Annotated in this window: 22 protein-coding genes; all 22 read left to right on the forward strand. The window is 48.4% G+C overall.

Going from position 1 to position 13965, the window contains the following annotated elements; all coding sequences use genetic code 11:
- Positions 1-359 precede the first annotated feature (359 nt).
- Positions 360-623: a ribosomal L7Ae/L30e/S12e/Gadd45 family protein gene (locus MAMMFC1_RS10020; RefSeq protein ID WP_324332481.1), complete on the forward strand. Its 264-nt coding sequence runs from the start codon at positions 360-362 to the stop codon at positions 621-623.
- A 209-nt stretch (positions 624-832) separates the two neighbouring features.
- Positions 833-1216, forward strand: a complete 384-nt coding sequence (gene rpsL, locus MAMMFC1_RS10025; RefSeq protein WP_126308380.1) for a 30S ribosomal protein S12 — start codon at positions 833-835, stop codon at positions 1214-1216.
- A gap of 56 nt (positions 1217-1272) precedes the next feature.
- Complete coding sequence (gene rpsG, locus MAMMFC1_RS10030) at positions 1273-1743, forward strand: 30S ribosomal protein S7 (protein WP_126308381.1); 471 nt, start codon at positions 1273-1275, stop codon at positions 1741-1743.
- A gap of 102 nt (positions 1744-1845) precedes the next feature.
- Entirely contained in the window at positions 1846-3924 is a 2079-nt protein-coding gene (gene fusA / locus MAMMFC1_RS10035; RefSeq protein WP_126308382.1) for an elongation factor G, read from the forward strand.
- A gap of 69 nt (positions 3925-3993) precedes the next feature.
- Positions 3994-5196 carry an elongation factor Tu gene (gene tuf, locus MAMMFC1_RS10040; RefSeq protein ID WP_126308372.1) on the forward strand — a complete coding sequence of 401 codons (1203 nt, stop codon included), beginning with the start codon at positions 3994-3996 and terminating at the stop codon, positions 5194-5196.
- A gap of 336 nt (positions 5197-5532) precedes the next feature.
- Complete coding sequence (rpsJ, locus tag MAMMFC1_RS10045; protein ID WP_126308383.1) at positions 5533-5844, forward strand: 30S ribosomal protein S10; 312 nt, start codon at positions 5533-5535, stop codon at positions 5842-5844.
- 15 nt (positions 5845-5859) lie between these two features.
- Positions 5860-6501, forward strand: a complete 642-nt coding sequence (gene rplC, locus MAMMFC1_RS10050) for a 50S ribosomal protein L3 (RefSeq protein ID WP_126308384.1) — start codon at positions 5860-5862, stop codon at positions 6499-6501.
- 61 nt (positions 6502-6562) lie between these two features.
- Complete coding sequence (gene rplD, locus MAMMFC1_RS10055) at positions 6563-7189, forward strand: 50S ribosomal protein L4 (protein ID WP_126308385.1); 627 nt, start codon at positions 6563-6565, stop codon at positions 7187-7189.
- Positions 7189-7476, forward strand: a complete 288-nt coding sequence (gene rplW, locus MAMMFC1_RS10060; RefSeq protein ID WP_126308386.1) for a 50S ribosomal protein L23 — start codon at positions 7189-7191, stop codon at positions 7474-7476. The genes rplD and rplW overlap by 1 nt, the downstream gene beginning before the upstream one ends.
- Before the next feature lie 41 nt (positions 7477-7517).
- The gene (rplB, locus tag MAMMFC1_RS10065) at positions 7518-8345 is read left to right on the forward strand and encodes a 50S ribosomal protein L2 (protein ID WP_126308387.1); all 828 of its coding nucleotides are present in this window, start codon (positions 7518-7520) and stop codon (positions 8343-8345) included.
- A 96-nt stretch (positions 8346-8441) separates the two neighbouring features.
- Positions 8442-8723: a 30S ribosomal protein S19 gene (gene rpsS, locus MAMMFC1_RS10070; RefSeq protein ID WP_126308388.1), complete on the forward strand. Its 282-nt coding sequence runs from the start codon at positions 8442-8444 to the stop codon at positions 8721-8723.
- Positions 8724-8778: 55 nt separating this feature from the next.
- Entirely contained in the window at positions 8779-9111 is a 333-nt protein-coding gene (rplV, locus tag MAMMFC1_RS10075) for a 50S ribosomal protein L22 (RefSeq protein WP_126308389.1), read from the forward strand.
- A gap of 30 nt (positions 9112-9141) precedes the next feature.
- Positions 9142-9828, forward strand: a complete 687-nt coding sequence (gene rpsC, locus MAMMFC1_RS10080) for a 30S ribosomal protein S3 (protein ID WP_126308390.1) — start codon at positions 9142-9144, stop codon at positions 9826-9828.
- Positions 9828-10307 (forward strand): 50S ribosomal protein L16, encoded by a 480-nt coding sequence (gene rplP, locus MAMMFC1_RS10085; RefSeq protein WP_126308391.1) that lies wholly within the window; start codon positions 9828-9830, stop codon positions 10305-10307. The genes rpsC and rplP overlap by 1 nt, the downstream gene beginning before the upstream one ends.
- Complete coding sequence (gene rpmC, locus MAMMFC1_RS10090) at positions 10297-10494, forward strand: 50S ribosomal protein L29 (protein WP_126308392.1); 198 nt, start codon at positions 10297-10299, stop codon at positions 10492-10494. The genes rplP and rpmC overlap by 11 nt, the downstream gene beginning before the upstream one ends.
- Positions 10495-10540: 46 nt before the next feature.
- A complete protein-coding gene (gene rpsQ / locus MAMMFC1_RS10095) occupies positions 10541-10840 on the forward strand; it encodes a 30S ribosomal protein S17 (protein WP_126308393.1) in 300 nt (99 codons plus the stop codon).
- Positions 10841-11221: 381 nt separating this feature from the next.
- Positions 11222-11590, forward strand: coding sequence for a 50S ribosomal protein L14 (rplN, locus tag MAMMFC1_RS10100; RefSeq protein ID WP_126308394.1), 369 nt, complete (start codon positions 11222-11224; stop codon positions 11588-11590).
- A gap of 18 nt (positions 11591-11608) precedes the next feature.
- Entirely contained in the window at positions 11609-11947 is a 339-nt protein-coding gene (gene rplX / locus MAMMFC1_RS10105) for a 50S ribosomal protein L24 (RefSeq protein ID WP_126308395.1), read from the forward strand.
- A 30-nt stretch (positions 11948-11977) separates the two neighbouring features.
- Positions 11978-12520 carry a 50S ribosomal protein L5 gene (gene rplE / locus MAMMFC1_RS10110; RefSeq protein WP_126308396.1) on the forward strand — a complete coding sequence of 181 codons (543 nt, stop codon included), beginning with the start codon at positions 11978-11980 and terminating at the stop codon, positions 12518-12520.
- Between the two features lie 49 nt (positions 12521-12569).
- Positions 12570-12755: a type Z 30S ribosomal protein S14 gene (locus MAMMFC1_RS10115; RefSeq protein ID WP_126308397.1), complete on the forward strand. Its 186-nt coding sequence runs from the start codon at positions 12570-12572 to the stop codon at positions 12753-12755.
- 33 nt (positions 12756-12788) lie between these two features.
- Positions 12789-13187, forward strand: coding sequence for a 30S ribosomal protein S8 (gene rpsH / locus MAMMFC1_RS10120; protein ID WP_126308398.1), 399 nt, complete (start codon positions 12789-12791; stop codon positions 13185-13187).
- 218 nt (positions 13188-13405) lie between these two features.
- Positions 13406-13957: a 50S ribosomal protein L6 gene (rplF, locus tag MAMMFC1_RS10125; RefSeq protein WP_126308399.1), complete on the forward strand. Its 552-nt coding sequence runs from the start codon at positions 13406-13408 to the stop codon at positions 13955-13957.
- The last annotated feature ends 8 nt before the right edge of the window (positions 13958-13965 follow it).

Below are 13965 nucleotides of genomic sequence, written 5' to 3' on the forward strand. Positions count from 1 at the left end.
ACGACCTTACGATGTCACTCCATGGTTTTGTCTGTTATCTCCATCTAATTCGTCACTTCGAACGATTAGTACGAACTGATTAGAAAGTGCCAGATGCTAGGCACGACGAGGATCGCAGCGGAGGCGTACTGGCCGTACGTCGGAGCGAGAACCGCAGGAGTAACGACGCAGATGGTGCTTTCTAAGCCGTTCCCCCCTAATTAGATTATCAGTCAAATGTGACACACCCGGTTTGGTGTACTTAAAGTTCTGCGAAAAATCTATAAGTTTCTTGACATACAGTCACCAAAATGATAATATATAAAAGTGTCTGAATCGTATGTTGGATTTCTTTGTCAGGAAAAAGGGGATTGGTAGCGGTGAGTAATGTGGCCCTTGACACTTTAAAAACTGCAAAGAAAGTAATTGGCGCCAAACAAACTGCCCGGGCTGTGGAGAAAGGTCTGGCCCTGAAGGTATATTTGGCACAGGATGCGGACCGGCGGGTAATAGCCCCGCTAATGGAAACATGTAGACGCAATCAGATCCCAATTGAAACCGGAGCTACAATGGGTGAATTGGGTAAGGCTTGCGGTATTGAGGTAGGCGCCGCCTCGGTTGCTATTGTTAAGGAGCAGCAATAAGGTATTAACAATTTGTAACTATTTGGCAGTCAGAAGTCAGGAGTCAGCAGTCAGAATAGAGAACCGAAACAAAATTTTTTTGGCAAGAGATCAGTAAATAGTGAGCATATTCTTGAAATATTCTGAATTCTGACTCCTGGATTCTGAATACCTGAATAGTTTGCAATTATTAATAGTAAATAACGTGATTGGGGAAGGAGGTGCGATGGATGCCGACAATTAGCCAGTTGGTACGTAAAAGCAGAGAAGATATGGAAAAAAAATCCACTGCTCCTGCGCTCAAAGAATGTCCGCAAAAACGTGGCGTTTGCACGAGAGTATACACAACTACTCCTAAAAAACCGAACTCCGCCCTGCGTAAAGTAGCGCGGGTGCGTTTAACGAACGGTATCGAGGTAACTGCTTACATTCCCGGCATTGGACACAACCTGCAGGAGCACTCGGTTGTGCTGATTCGTGGTGGCAGGGTTAAAGACTTGCCAGGCGTGCGTTACCATATTATCCGCGGCTCATTGGATACTGCCGGGGTTGCCAAACGGAACCAAGGCCGGTCCAAGTATGGGGCTAAACGTGCTAGCGCCAAAAAACAATAAGAATTTATAGAGGTACAGAGTTACGCAGAAACAAAAGTTTGGAAGGAGGGAAATGAATGCCAAGAAAAGGTCCTATACCCAAACGGGATGTACTGCCGGATCCGGTGTATAACTCCAAGCTTGTCACCAGGTTTGTCAACAAAGTAATGCTGGATGGCAAAAAGGGTATTGCAGAAAATATAGTTTATGACGCATTTGATGTGATTCAGGCGAAAACTGGTAAAGATCCGCTGGAAATATTTGAAGGCGCACTTAAAAACGTTATGCCTGTGCTTGAGGTTCGTGCCCGCCGGGTTGGTGGCGCTAACTACCAAGTGCCGGTGGAAGTTCGTCCTGACCGCCGTCTCTCACTGGGAATTCGTTGGTTGGTCGGCTATTCCCGCAAGCGCGGTGAGAAGACTATGTATGAAAGACTGGCTGCAGAATTGATGGATGCCGCAAATAACGCCGGCGCTTCCGTGAAAAAACGTGAAGACACTCACAAAATGGCTGAAGCTAATAAGGCTTTTGCCCATTATCGCTGGTAATTATAGCTCGCTGTGAAAAAAACGCTAACCTATGGGATTTGCGCTAAGCAAATCCCGGTAGCCTAATGGACGCGAGCAAAAAAAAATAGGGAGTTGAAAATAGTGGCCCGAAAGTTTCCTCTGGAAAAGACGCGGAACATCGGTATAATGGCCCATATTGACGCCGGCAAGACCACTACGACAGAACGGATACTTTTTTATACCGGTAGAGTACACAAAATTGGTGAAGTACATGATGGCGCTGCCACTATGGACTGGATGGTTCAAGAGCAGGAAAGAGGTATTACAATTACTTCAGCGGCCACTACTTGTCAATGGAACGGTCATCGTATTAATATCATTGACACACCAGGGCACGTGGACTTTACTGTTGAAGTAGAACGTTCGCTCAGGGTTCTTGATGGCTCGGTTGCTGTTTTTTGTGCCAAGGGTGGTGTTGAACCACAGTCTGAAACCGTATGGCGTCAAGCCGACAAATATGGCGTTCCGCGCATGGCATATGTAAATAAAATGGATATCACCGGGGCTGATTTCTACCGGGTTATCGACATGATGAAATCCCGCCTTGGCGCCAATGCTGTACCCATTCAACTGCCTATCGGGTTTGAGGACACCTTCAAAGGTTTCATTGATCTGATTGAAATGAAGGCAGTTATCTATACGGATGATCTCGGCAAGGTAAGCGAGGCGACCGACATTCCTGAAGATATGCAGGAACAGGCGGAAATTTACCGGCAGAACCTGTTGGATGCCGTAGCTGAAAGCGATGACGACCTGATGATGAAATATCTGGAGGGTGAAGAACTCTCCAAAGAGGAAATTAAAACCGTCATCCGTAAAGCCACAATCGCCTGTAAAATGACACCGGTACTGTGTGGCTCATCCTACAAAAACAAAGGTGTGCAGCCGCTTTTGGATGCTGTTGTCGAGTATATGCCGGCTCCTACCGATATTCCGGCTATTAAAGGGGTGAATCCTGAAACCGGCGCCGAAGATGAGCGGAAAGCCGACGATAATCTGCCGTTTTCGTCTCTGGCCTTCAAAATTATGGCCGACCCGTATGTTGGTAAACTAGCCTTCTTCCGGGTATATTCCGGTAAACTGGCATCCGGCTCCTACGTCTTTAATTCCACTAAGAACAAACGGGAGCGTATCGGCCGCATTCTGCAGATGCACGCCAACCACCGGGAAGAAATCGAAGAAGTTTACACAGGGGACATTGCGGCAGCGGTTGGCCTCAAAGACACAACCACCGGTGATACCCTGTGTGACGATAAAAACGTGATTATCTTAGAGTCAATGGTCTTCCCCGAACCGGTTATTTCAGTTGCTGTAGAACCAAAGACCAAAGCCGATCAGGAAAAAATGGGCACCGCCCTGTCCCGTCTCGCCGAAGAAGACCCAACTTTCCGCATGCATACTGATCCGGAAACCGGGCAAACTATCATTTCCGGTATGGGTGAATTACATCTGGAGATTATCGTCGACCGGATGCTGCGGGAATTCAAAGTAGAATGTAACGTAGGCAAGCCTCAAGTTGCTTACCGCGAAACCATCCGGAAGGCAGTCAAGGCTGAAGGCAAGTTTGTTCGCCAGTCCGGCGGCCGCGGCCAATACGGTCACTGCTGGCTGGAAATCGAGCCGCTTGAGCCCGGTCAAGGCTTTGCCTTTGAAAACAAAGTCGTCGGCGGCGCCATTCCCAAAGAGTATATCGGTCCTATCGAGGCTGGCGTCAAAGAAGCAATGGAAACCGGCGTATCGGCGGGTTACCCGATGGTTGACATCAAGGTAACCGTTTACGATGGTTCGTACCACGATGTGGACTCTTCCGAAATGGCGTTCAAAATTGCCGGATCAATGGGCTTTAAAGCCGGTGCCGCCAAAGCTAATCCAATCATCTTAGAGCCGTATATGAAAGTGGAAGTTACCGTACCGGAAGAATACATGGGTGACGTTATTGGCGACCTCAACTCCCGCCGGGGCCGGATAGAAGGTATGGAAGCCCGTGCCGGGGCTCAAGCCATCCGATCTTTTGTACCGCTTTCCGAAATGTTCGGCTATGCTACCGACCTTCGTTCGAAAACCCAAGGCCGCGGCAACTACTCCATGGAATTCGATCATTACGAGGAAGTGCCTAAAAACATTGCAGAAGCAATCGCTGCTAAGGTAAAAGGTGTGTAAGTTAACACTTATCATTGATAAGTGTAAATGTAAATAATTGTATAATTAATTTAGGAGGTCAAAACTCAAATGGCTAAGAAAAAATTTGAAAGAAACAAACCCCACGTTAACATTGGTACAATTGGTCACGTTGACCATGGCAAAACATCCCTGACCGCTGCAATCACTCTGACATTGTCCAAACACGGCGGCGCAGAGTTCATGGCTTATGACCAGATTGACAAAGCCCCGGAAGAAAGAGAGCGGGGGATTACCATTAACACCGCTCACGTTGAGTATGAGACGGCAAAGCGTCACTATGCCCACGTCGACTGCCCGGGCCACGCCGACTACGTTAAAAATATGATTACCGGTGCTGCGCAGATGGACGGAGCCATCCTGGTTGTATCCGCAGCCGACGGGCCGATGCCGCAAACCCGTGAGCACATCCTCCTGTCCCGCCAGGTAGGTGTGCCGGCGATGGTTGTGTTCCTAAACAAATCTGACCTGGTTGACGATGCCGAACTGATGGAACTGGTTGAAATGGAAGTTCGTGAACTTCTCTCCAGCTATGAATTTCCCGGGGACGACATTCCGGTAGTAGCCGGCTCGGCCGTAAAGTGCCTGGAGTGCGGGTGCGCTAAGCCGGATTGTGAATGGTGCGGCAAAATCCATCAACTGATGGAGCAAGTAGATAATTATATTCCGACACCGGAACGCGATACCGACAAAACCTTCCTGATGCCGGTGGAAGACGTATTCACCATTACCGGTCGCGGTACAGTTGCAACGGGCCGTGTAGAACGGGGCACGGTAAAAGTAGGGGACACCATTGAAATCGTAGGTATGAGCGATAAACCAAAATCCACGGTAGTAACGGGTGTGGAAATGTTCCGCAAGCTGTTGGATTCGGCAGTAGCCGGCGATAATATCGGCGCCCTGCTGCGCGGAGTTGAGCGGAAAGAAATCGAGCGGGGCCAAGTCTTGGCTAAACCCGGTTCCATCAAACCCCATACCAAATTCAAATCGGAAGTATACGTATTGTCCAAAGAAGAAGGGGGCCGCCACACGCCGTTCTTTAACGGCTACCGGCCGCAATTCTACTTTCGTACCACCGACGTAACCGGAGTGGTACACCTGCCGGAAGGTGTGGAAATGGTAATGCCGGGTGACAATGTGCAAATGGCCATCGAGCTCATCACCCCCATTGCCATTGAAGAAGGTCTGCGGTTCGCCATCCGTGAAGGCGGCCGTACCGTAGGCGCCGGCGTGGTAACCGCTATTTCCGAATAATACGAACAAAAATCAAGAAGCTAAAAAGCTACTCAGATCAACAATTGCACGAACTGCTTAGAAATCGTTAGATGCTAGGCGTGACGAGGACCGGAACGGAGGCGTACTGGTTGTACGTCGGAGTGAGGACCGGAGGAACAACGACGCAGATGGCGGTTTATAAGCAGTTCCAAACTTAAGGTGCAAAGACAAAGTTAAATCTGGCAAGGGCGGTTGGGAACCGCCCTTGGGCCGGATATGACCGGCGATGAGGTGAAAGGTGGCCCGACTCGCGCGGGGGAATTTTCACCGAGAATGTCCGTTCAGAGAAACTGGGCGATAAGGAGGAACAAATTAATGGCTAAACAGCAAAAAATCAGAATCCGCCTCAAAGCGTATGATCACAAAGCACTAGATCAAAGTGCAACTAAAATTGTTGATACCGCAAAAAGAACCGGCGCGTTAGTTTCCGGTCCCATTCCCCTTCCTACCGAAAAAAATATCTTCACGATTCTTCGTTCACCCCATGTCAACAAAGACTCCCGGGAACAATTCGAAATGCGTACACACAAGCGCTTAATCGACATCCTGGAGCCGACGCCAAAGACGGTAGACGCTTTGATGCGTCTTGATCTTCCGGCTGGTGTGGACATTGAAATCAAGCTGTAGGAGGAGGTGCGATAAATGGCTAAAAGCATTTTAGGAAAAAAAGTTGGCATGACACAAATCTTTACGGCTGAGGGCAAAGTAATCCCGGTTACAGTTGTTGAAGCCGGTCCCAACGTCGTAATTCAAAACAAAACAGTCGAAAACGACGGCTACAACGCAGTGCAGCTTGGGTTCGGTGAAGTAAAAGAGAAAAAAGTAACCAAACCGATGAAAGGTCACTTTGCGAAGGCTAATGTCAAACCGGTGAAGTTCATTCGCGAGCTGCGCCTGCCTGGAGCCTCTGAATATACAGTTGGTCAGGTATTAACCGCTGAAACCTTCGCTGAAGGTGAATTGGTTGATGTAACCGGCACCGCCAAGGGCAAAGGTTTCGCCGGCGGTATCAAACGCCACCACTTCAGACGCGGACCTATGGCTCACGGTTCCAAATCCCACCGCGAACCCGGTACCATCGGCTCCCGGATGAGCGGCGGCGGCGGTAAAGTATTTAAAGGGAAAAAACTGCCTGGCCGTATGGGCGGCAACAAAGTAACCGTTCAGCGTCTCTCTGTTGTACGGGTAGATGTACCCCGCAACCTGATTCTTATCAAAGGTGCAATTCCCGGACCCAAAGGCAGCCTGGTAGTTGTTAAAAATACAGTCAAACCCGGTAAGTAATTGCAGCTTGCAGCTTTTATTGCAAACAAAGGTTGCGGGCATCGAAAGGAGGATGCGCTATATGCCGAAAGTGGCAGTATATGATATAACCGGTGTTCAAACCGGTGAGATGGAACTTAATGATAACGTATTTGGCGTAGAGATAAATGAAGCGGTTGTGCACCAGGCGGTTGTGATGCAACTGGCTAGCCAGCGCCTCGGTACCCACGCTACCAAGACCAGAGGTGTGGTGCGCGGCGGCGGCAGAAAACCCTGGAGACAAAAAGGTACCGGCCGGGCGCGGTCCGGCAGTACCCGTTCGCCGGTATGGGTTGGCGGCGGCACCGTATTTGGACCTCAGCCCCGCAGTTATAAATTCAGCATGCCGCGTAAAGTCCGCCGTTTGGCTATCAAGTCGGCTCTTACCGCGAAAGTAAATGCCGGCCAGCTTCTCGTAGTGGAAGATATTAATTTTGCTGAACCTAAAACCAAGAACGTCGTAAAAATGCTGGATGGCTTCCAGGCGCAAGACGACAAGGCGCTCATCATCACTGCTGAGGCCAATGAAAACGTAGAGAAATCTTCACGTAACATTCCCGGGGTAAAAACCATCAATTCGCTGGGGCTTAATGTTTACGACCTTCTCCATCATAACAAGGTACTGGTAACCAAAGATGCCGTGGCCAAGATTGAGGAGGTGCTGGCATAATGGAAATTTCGCGCGATGTACTCATTCGTCCGCTCATCACTGAAAAAACCACCAGCCTGATGCAGGACAACAAATACACTTTTATCGTTCCTTTAACAGCTAACAAAGTGGAAATTCGCCAAGCTGTGGAACAAATCTTCAAAGTAAAAGTACTGGCCGTAAATACCATTCGGGTAATGGGAAAAAACAAACGCATGGGTAAAACTCAAGGTAAACGCCCGGATTATAAAAAAGCTATTGTCAAACTGGCTCCCGGCGAACGCATTGAGTTCTTCGAAGGTGTATAAAAGGTGTATAATCCGAAACGTTCAAAGAAGGAGGGGCACTAATGGCAGTAAAAAGCTTTAAACCATACGCTCCCGGCAGACGGTTTATGACAGTAGCCGATTTCTCCGAAATTACTACCGACCGTCCGGAGCGATCACTGACCGAGCGCCTGCAAAAACATGCCGGCCGCAACCAGCAAGGCCGTTTAACGGTCCGGCATCAAGGCGGCGGCCATAAACGACTGTATCGTATCATTGATTTTAAACGCAATAAAGATGGCATCCCGGCAAAAGTGGCCACTATTGAATACGATCCTAACCGTTCGGCGCGGATTGCGCTTTTAAACTACATTGATGGTGAAAAACGTTACATTCTCGCTCCCAACGGCCTCAATGTAGGCGACAACATAATGAGCGGTGCGGAAGCCGACATCAAAGTCGGCAACGCTTTACCACTGAAAAACATTCCTGTGGGTACCATACTCCATAACATTGAGCTTAAAATCGGTAAAGGCGGCCAATTGGTCCGTTCTGCCGGCGCCGGTGCGCAGCTCATGGCCAAAGAAGGCGACTACGCGCTTCTCAGATTGCCTTCCGGCGAACTTCGTAAAGTTCACACCAACTGTCGGGCGACTGTTGGTCAAGTAGGCAACCTAGAACATGAAAACATCACCATCGGCAAAGCCGGCCGCACTCGTTGGCTGGGTATTCGTCCCGCTAACCGCGGTGTGGCCATGAACCCGATCGACCATCCCCATGGTGGCGGCGAAGGACGTTCACCTGTCGGACGTAAACATCCGGTTACTCCTTGGGGCAAATGCGCCATGGGTACCAAGACCCGGAAAAAGAAAGCTTCGGATAAACTGATTGTTAAGAGACGGACGAAATAGATGTTCTTATATTTATGCGAGGTGTTTAAAAATACCCGGATGACAACAATGCGGATGGGGGTTTTGAAACAGCTCGCCGAAAGGGGGTAAGATAAGGTGTCTAGATCCATCAAAAAGGGACCCTATGTGCATGACAGTCTGATTAAGAAAATTGATGCCATGAACGAAAAGAACGAGAAAAAAGTCGTTAAAACCTGGTCGCGCAGTTCCACCATTCTGCCCAATTTTGTCGGCCATACCGTTGCAGTGCATGATGGACGGAAGCATGTACCTGTATATATTACGGAAGACATGGTAGGTCACAAACTGGGTGAATTTGCGCCTACCCGGACTTACAAAGGTCACGCAGGCTCGGAAAAATCCACTTCGCTGCGGTGATATATACAATTATGGAATAATCCGGTAAATTTTAGTGCCGGAAGGGGGTTAACGAATGGAAGCTAAAGCGATTGCCAAATATATCCGCATTGCACCCCGTAAAATCCGCATCGTAATTGATCTGATCCGCGGTAAAAACGTGGGAGAGGCTTTTGCAATCTTAAAACACACTCCGAAAGTCGGAGCCGAAGTTGTCGAAAAAGTCTTAAAGTCGGCAGTAGCAAACGCTGAACACAACTATGATCTGAATTCCGACGAACTCTATGTAGCTGCTGCCTATGTAGATCAGGGCCCCACCCTGAAACGAATTCATCCACGGTCTCGTGGCCAGGCCTTCAAAATTTTAAAGTACACCAGCCACGTGACTTTGGTTGTGAAAGAAAAGTAAGCTGAGACGAAGGATAAAGGAGGGAATCTAGTGGGTCAAAAAGTTAATCCGCATGGTCTTCGCCTCGGCATCATCAAGACTTGGGATGCTAAATGGTATGCCGATAAAGACTATGCAAAATTTTTGCATGAAGATATTAAAATTCGTGAACTTTTAAAGAAAAAACTTTATACTTCCAATGTATCGCAGATTATCATCGAGCGGGCTGCCAACCGGATTAAAGTCGTTATTCACACTTCCAAACCAGGCATGGTCATTGGCCGTCAAGGCAGCGGCATTGAGCAAATTAAGCAGTGGCTTAGAGATCTCACCGGTAAAAATGTTGATATCAATATCGCGGAAATCAAGCAACCGGAACTGGATGCTACTTTGGTTGCCGAAAACATAGCTGTTCAGCTGGAAAAAAGAATTGCATTCCGCCGGGCAATGAAACAATCGGTAAGCCGCACTATGCGAATGGGCGCCAAAGGTATCAAAGTAATGGTAGGCGGTCGTTTAGGCGGAGCAGAAATTGCCCGGACTGAAGGATACCGTGAAGGCAGCATTCCGCTTCACACGCTGCGCGCCGACATTGACTACGGCACAGCTGAAGCCCACACCACTTATGGCCGTATCGGCGTAAAAGTGTGGATCTATAAAGGGGAAGTTCTGCCTGAAGCTAAGAAAGAAGCTGCTGCTCCTGTTGCCGCTGCTCAATCTGAAGGGGGCGAACAGTAATGCTTCTGCCAAAAAGAGTGAAACATCGTAAACAATTTCGTGGCCGTATGACCGGCAAAGCCACCAAAGGCAATACCGTATCCCACGGCGAGTTCGGGCTGGCAGCTTTAGAGCCGGCCTGGATTACCAACCGCCAAATCGAAGCAGCCCGTATTGCCATGACCCGTTATATTAAACGGGGTGGTAAAGTGTGGATTAAAATATTCCCTGATAAGCCGGTCACTGCCAAGCCGGCTGAAACCCGGATGGGCAGTGGTAAAGGCTCGCCGGAGTACTGGGTGGCGGTAGTTAAACCTGGCCGCGTCATGTTCGAAATGGACGGCGTGGCTGAAGAAGTGGCCCGTGAAGCTATGCGTCTTGCTGCTCACAAGCTGCCAATTAAAACCAGATTCGTGACCAAGAAAGACACGGAAGGTCTGAACATGGACGCGCCGCCGGCTAAACCTCAAGAAATGGGTGGTGAAATAAATGAAGGCTAACGATATCCGCGACCTGAGTCCGGCTGAACTTGACCAAAAACTTGTAAAGCTGAAAGAAGAACTGTTTAACTTAAGATTCCAGCACGCTACCGGCCAACTGGATAATCCGATGCGGATTCCTGCCGTCAAAAAAACCATTGCCCGTATCAAAACCGTCCAACGGGAACGTGAACTTAAGGCTCAATAATCAGGCTGGTTAGTTAAGTAGATAGTGAAGGGAGGCTAATGGGGACATGACAAGCGAGAATGCAGAGAATGGGAATAATGCAAATGTAAATGAGAAAAGACGCGAGCGCAAAGTCCGTATTGGCAAAGTAGTCAGCGACAAAATGGATAAAACGGTTGTAGTGGCTGTTGAACGTCTGGTTCAGCACCCTCTTTATCATAAAGCCGTGAAGCAAACGGCTAAATTCAAGGCCCATGATGAAAACAACGAAAGCCACACCGGCGACGTTGTGAAAATCATGGAAACCCGCCCGCTGTCCAAAGAAAAACGTTGGCGCGTAGTGGAAATTATGGAAAAAGCGAAATAAATCATATCCAATTAAATCCCTAGGAATCTGTTGCAAAGCCTACTTGTGCCACAATATCTGAGGCCGTTCAAAAAGGTCCAGATATTAGTAGCCTGTAAACTCTAAAACCATGATTGTCTTCGCGGTCTTTTTCCGCAATGCTGCGTTGTCGTCGGCTTGCATATTACTCGATATGCGCACCTCCTCCGCCTTGCCTTGCGAAAAAATCCTCGCGAATTCATCTATACTTTTAGAGTTGACAGACTACCTAGGCAGCCCCGCGAACCCAGCAGTGACGCGTACTTGGGTATGTACGCTAGCAATGGGTGAGAGGGGATAACAACGTAGATGGGCCTTTTTCAACGGCCTCCTAGAGCCTCGGAAGGAAGGAGGATAAGTACTATGATTCAACAGCAAACTACGCTGAATGTGGCTGACAATACAGGCGCGAAAGAAATCATGTGCATTCGTGTACTGGGTGGCTCTTACCGTAGATATGCCAATATTGGCGATGTGATTGTAGCCTCGGTAAAAGATGCTTCTCCCGGTGGCGTTGTTAAAAAAGGTGATGTTGTTAAGGCCGTAGTTGTCCGTTCGAATAAAGGGCTGCGCCGTCCGGACGGTTCCTATATCCGGTTTGACGAAAACGCAGCCGTTATTATTAAAGAAGATAAAAGCCCGAGAGGTACACGTATATTTGGACCTGTAGCCCGCGAACTCAGGGACAAAGAATTCATGAAGATTATCTCTTTGGCACCGGAAGTAATCTAATTAAGGGAGGTGTCCGGAGTGTCTGAAGCTATAAAACTGCACGTCAAAAAAGGCGATAAAGTCGTCGTTTTGTCAGGTAAAGATAAAGGTAAGCAAGGTAAAATCATCGAAGCTTTGCCGAAAAAAGGCAAGGTAGTGATTGAAGGTGTCAATAAGGTAAAACGCCATACCAAACCCTCGGCGAAAGCTCCGCAGGGCGGAATCATGGTAAAAGAAGCGCCGCTGGCGTCCGCTAAAGTGATGCTGGTATGCCCGGCTTGCGACAAACCGACCCGCATTAAGAAAACTCTGCTGGCCAGCGGTTCCTATGCCCGCGCCTGCAAAAAATGCGGCGAAATCATTGATAAAGACAAATAATTTCCACTCTGCCGGAAAGGAGGTTAACTCATGGCTGCAAGACTCAAAGAAAAGTATCTTAATGATGTAACCAAAGGGATGATGGAGAAATTTGGTTACCAAAATGTAATGCAAATACCTAAGGTCGAGAAAATTGTCCTCAATATGGGCGTGGGTGAAGCGGTAGCCAATCCCAAAGTTCTCGATGCTGCTGTTAACGATATGGTTCAAATTGCCGGCCAAAAACCGGTTGTGACCAGAGCAAAGAAATCCATCGCTGCTTTCAAGATTCGTGAAGGCATGCCGATTGGCGCGAAAGTGACCTTGCGGGGCGAGCGGATGTATATATTCTTGGATAAATTAATTAATATTGCGTTACCGCGGGTGCGTGACTTTCGCGGTGTTAGCCCCAAAGCATTCGATGGTCGCGGTAACTACACCTTAGGGGTAAAAGAACAGCTTATTTTCCCTGAAATTGATTATGATAAGATCGATAAAATCCGTGGTATGGACATCATCATTGTCACTAACGCTAAAACCGACGAAGAGGCTAGGGAGTTATTAAGACTGATGGGTATGCCGTTCAGCGCATAATGGACTATCCATTAACGCCCATCGGCAGTAAAGTTAAGGAGGGAAACCTGTGGCCAAAAAGGCACTCATTGAGAAGTGGAAAAGTGAGCCTAAGTTTAAAGTGCGCAAGTACAACCGCTGCAAAATCTGCGGTCGCCCGCACGGTTACCTGCGCAAGTTTGAAATGTGCCGGATTTGTTTCCGGGAACTCAGCTATAAAGGCGCCATTCCTGGAGTAACCAAGGCAAGCTGGTAACAGCATGAACATATAGGAAGGGGGTTTCAAAACATGGTAATGACCGATCCGATTGCCGATATGCTGACACGCATCCGCAATGCTAATTCGGTTTATCACGATAAAGTGGAAATACCGGCATCAAAAATTAAGCAGTCCATTGCCCAAATCTTAAAAGACGAAGGCTTTATCAGGGACTATGACACCTTGGGAGACGGAAAGCAGGGAATACTCCGGGTCAGCCTGAAATATGGCCCGAACCGGGAAAAGGTAATTACCGGTCTCAAGCGGATCTCCAAGCCCGGTCTCAGAGTATATGCGAAGAAAGAACAAATGCCGCGTGTGCTTGGCGGTCTTGGTATTGCAATCGTTTCCACATCAAAAGGTGTTATGTCCGACAAAGTCGCCCGCAAAGAAGGTTTAGGCGGCGAAGTTATTGCCTACGTTTGGTAATTTTTAGATAAAAGACTGTTTAAAAGTGTTCAGATGCGTCGTTGCATACCTCTTACATTGTGCCGATCGCTTTCTCTTATAGATAAAGCAGGCTTTAACAGACCGAGGCACGATGAGGATTGCGCAGCGCCGCGTACGTTGGTTGTACGCAAGCAAGCAACCGCAAGAGTAACGAAGCAGATGGGCGTTTTGAAACAGGCTTTAATAGGAGGTGCAACATGTCTAGAATTGGCAGGAGTCCAATTACTGTTCCCGCTGGCGTTACCGTAAAGGTAGACGAAAGCAACCTGGTGACAGTTAAAGGCCCCAAAGGTGAACTTAGCCGCCAGCTCCATAAAGATATGGCTATCGAGCAGGAAGGCAACGTTATCACTATCAAACGGCCTTCTGATGATAAAGAACACAGATCACTCCACGGACTGACCCGAACTTTACTGCAAAACATGGTAACAGGCGTGACAAACGGCTTTTCCAAAACCCTGGAAATCGCAGGCGTTGGCTACCGGGCAGCAAAATCCGGCACTAAACTGGCGCTTACATTAGGTTTCTCCCACCCCTTGGAGATAGTACCGCCGAAAGGTATTACCATCGAGGTTCCGGCGCCAAACAAAATTGTTGTGTCAGGTAGTGACAAAGAAGCGGTGGGCGAACTTGCCGCCAAAATCCGTTCCTACCGTGAACCTGAACCGTACAAGGGCAAGGGTATCAAATATGAAGGCGAATTCATCCGCCGCAAAGTTGGTAAAGCCGGCGGTAAAGGCAAGAAGTAAGCCTGGCA

The sequence above is a fragment of the Methylomusa anaerophila genome, from assembly GCF_003966895.1.
In the GTDB taxonomy this organism is placed as follows: Bacteria; Bacillota; Negativicutes; order Sporomusales; family Sporomusaceae; genus Methylomusa; species Methylomusa anaerophila.

Excerpts from the sequence above, each read along its gene's own strand:
- tuf (WP_126308372.1), top strand. The coding sequence starts at position 3,994 with ATGGCTAAGAAAAAATTTGAAAGAAACAAACCCCACGTTAACATTGGT.
- rpsL (WP_126308380.1), top strand. The coding sequence starts at position 833 with ATGCCGACAATTAGCCAGTTGGTACGTAAAAGCAGAGAAGATATGGAA.
- rplE (WP_126308396.1), top strand. The coding sequence starts at position 11,978 with ATGGCTGCAAGACTCAAAGAAAAGTATCTTAATGATGTAACCAAAGGG.
- rpmC (WP_126308392.1), top strand. The coding sequence starts at position 10,297 with ATGAAGGCTAACGATATCCGCGACCTGAGTCCGGCTGAACTTGACCAA.
- rpsJ (WP_126308383.1), top strand. The coding sequence starts at position 5,533 with ATGGCTAAACAGCAAAAAATCAGAATCCGCCTCAAAGCGTATGATCAC.
- rpsG (WP_126308381.1), top strand. The coding sequence starts at position 1,273 with ATGCCAAGAAAAGGTCCTATACCCAAACGGGATGTACTGCCGGATCCG.
- rplC (WP_126308384.1), top strand. The coding sequence starts at position 5,860 with ATGGCTAAAAGCATTTTAGGAAAAAAAGTTGGCATGACACAAATCTTT.
- rplN (WP_126308394.1), top strand. The coding sequence starts at position 11,222 with ATGATTCAACAGCAAACTACGCTGAATGTGGCTGACAATACAGGCGCG.
- rpsH (WP_126308398.1), top strand. The coding sequence starts at position 12,789 with ATGGTAATGACCGATCCGATTGCCGATATGCTGACACGCATCCGCAAT.
- rplF (WP_126308399.1), top strand. The coding sequence starts at position 13,406 with ATGTCTAGAATTGGCAGGAGTCCAATTACTGTTCCCGCTGGCGTTACC.
- rplD (WP_126308385.1), top strand. The coding sequence starts at position 6,563 with ATGCCGAAAGTGGCAGTATATGATATAACCGGTGTTCAAACCGGTGAG.
- rplV (WP_126308389.1), top strand. The coding sequence starts at position 8,779 with ATGGAAGCTAAAGCGATTGCCAAATATATCCGCATTGCACCCCGTAAA.
- rplP (WP_126308391.1), top strand. The coding sequence starts at position 9,828 with ATGCTTCTGCCAAAAAGAGTGAAACATCGTAAACAATTTCGTGGCCGT.
- rplB (WP_126308387.1), top strand. The coding sequence starts at position 7,518 with ATGGCAGTAAAAAGCTTTAAACCATACGCTCCCGGCAGACGGTTTATG.
- rplW (WP_126308386.1), top strand. The coding sequence starts at position 7,189 with ATGGAAATTTCGCGCGATGTACTCATTCGTCCGCTCATCACTGAAAAA.
- rpsQ (WP_126308393.1), top strand. The coding sequence starts at position 10,541 with ATGACAAGCGAGAATGCAGAGAATGGGAATAATGCAAATGTAAATGAG.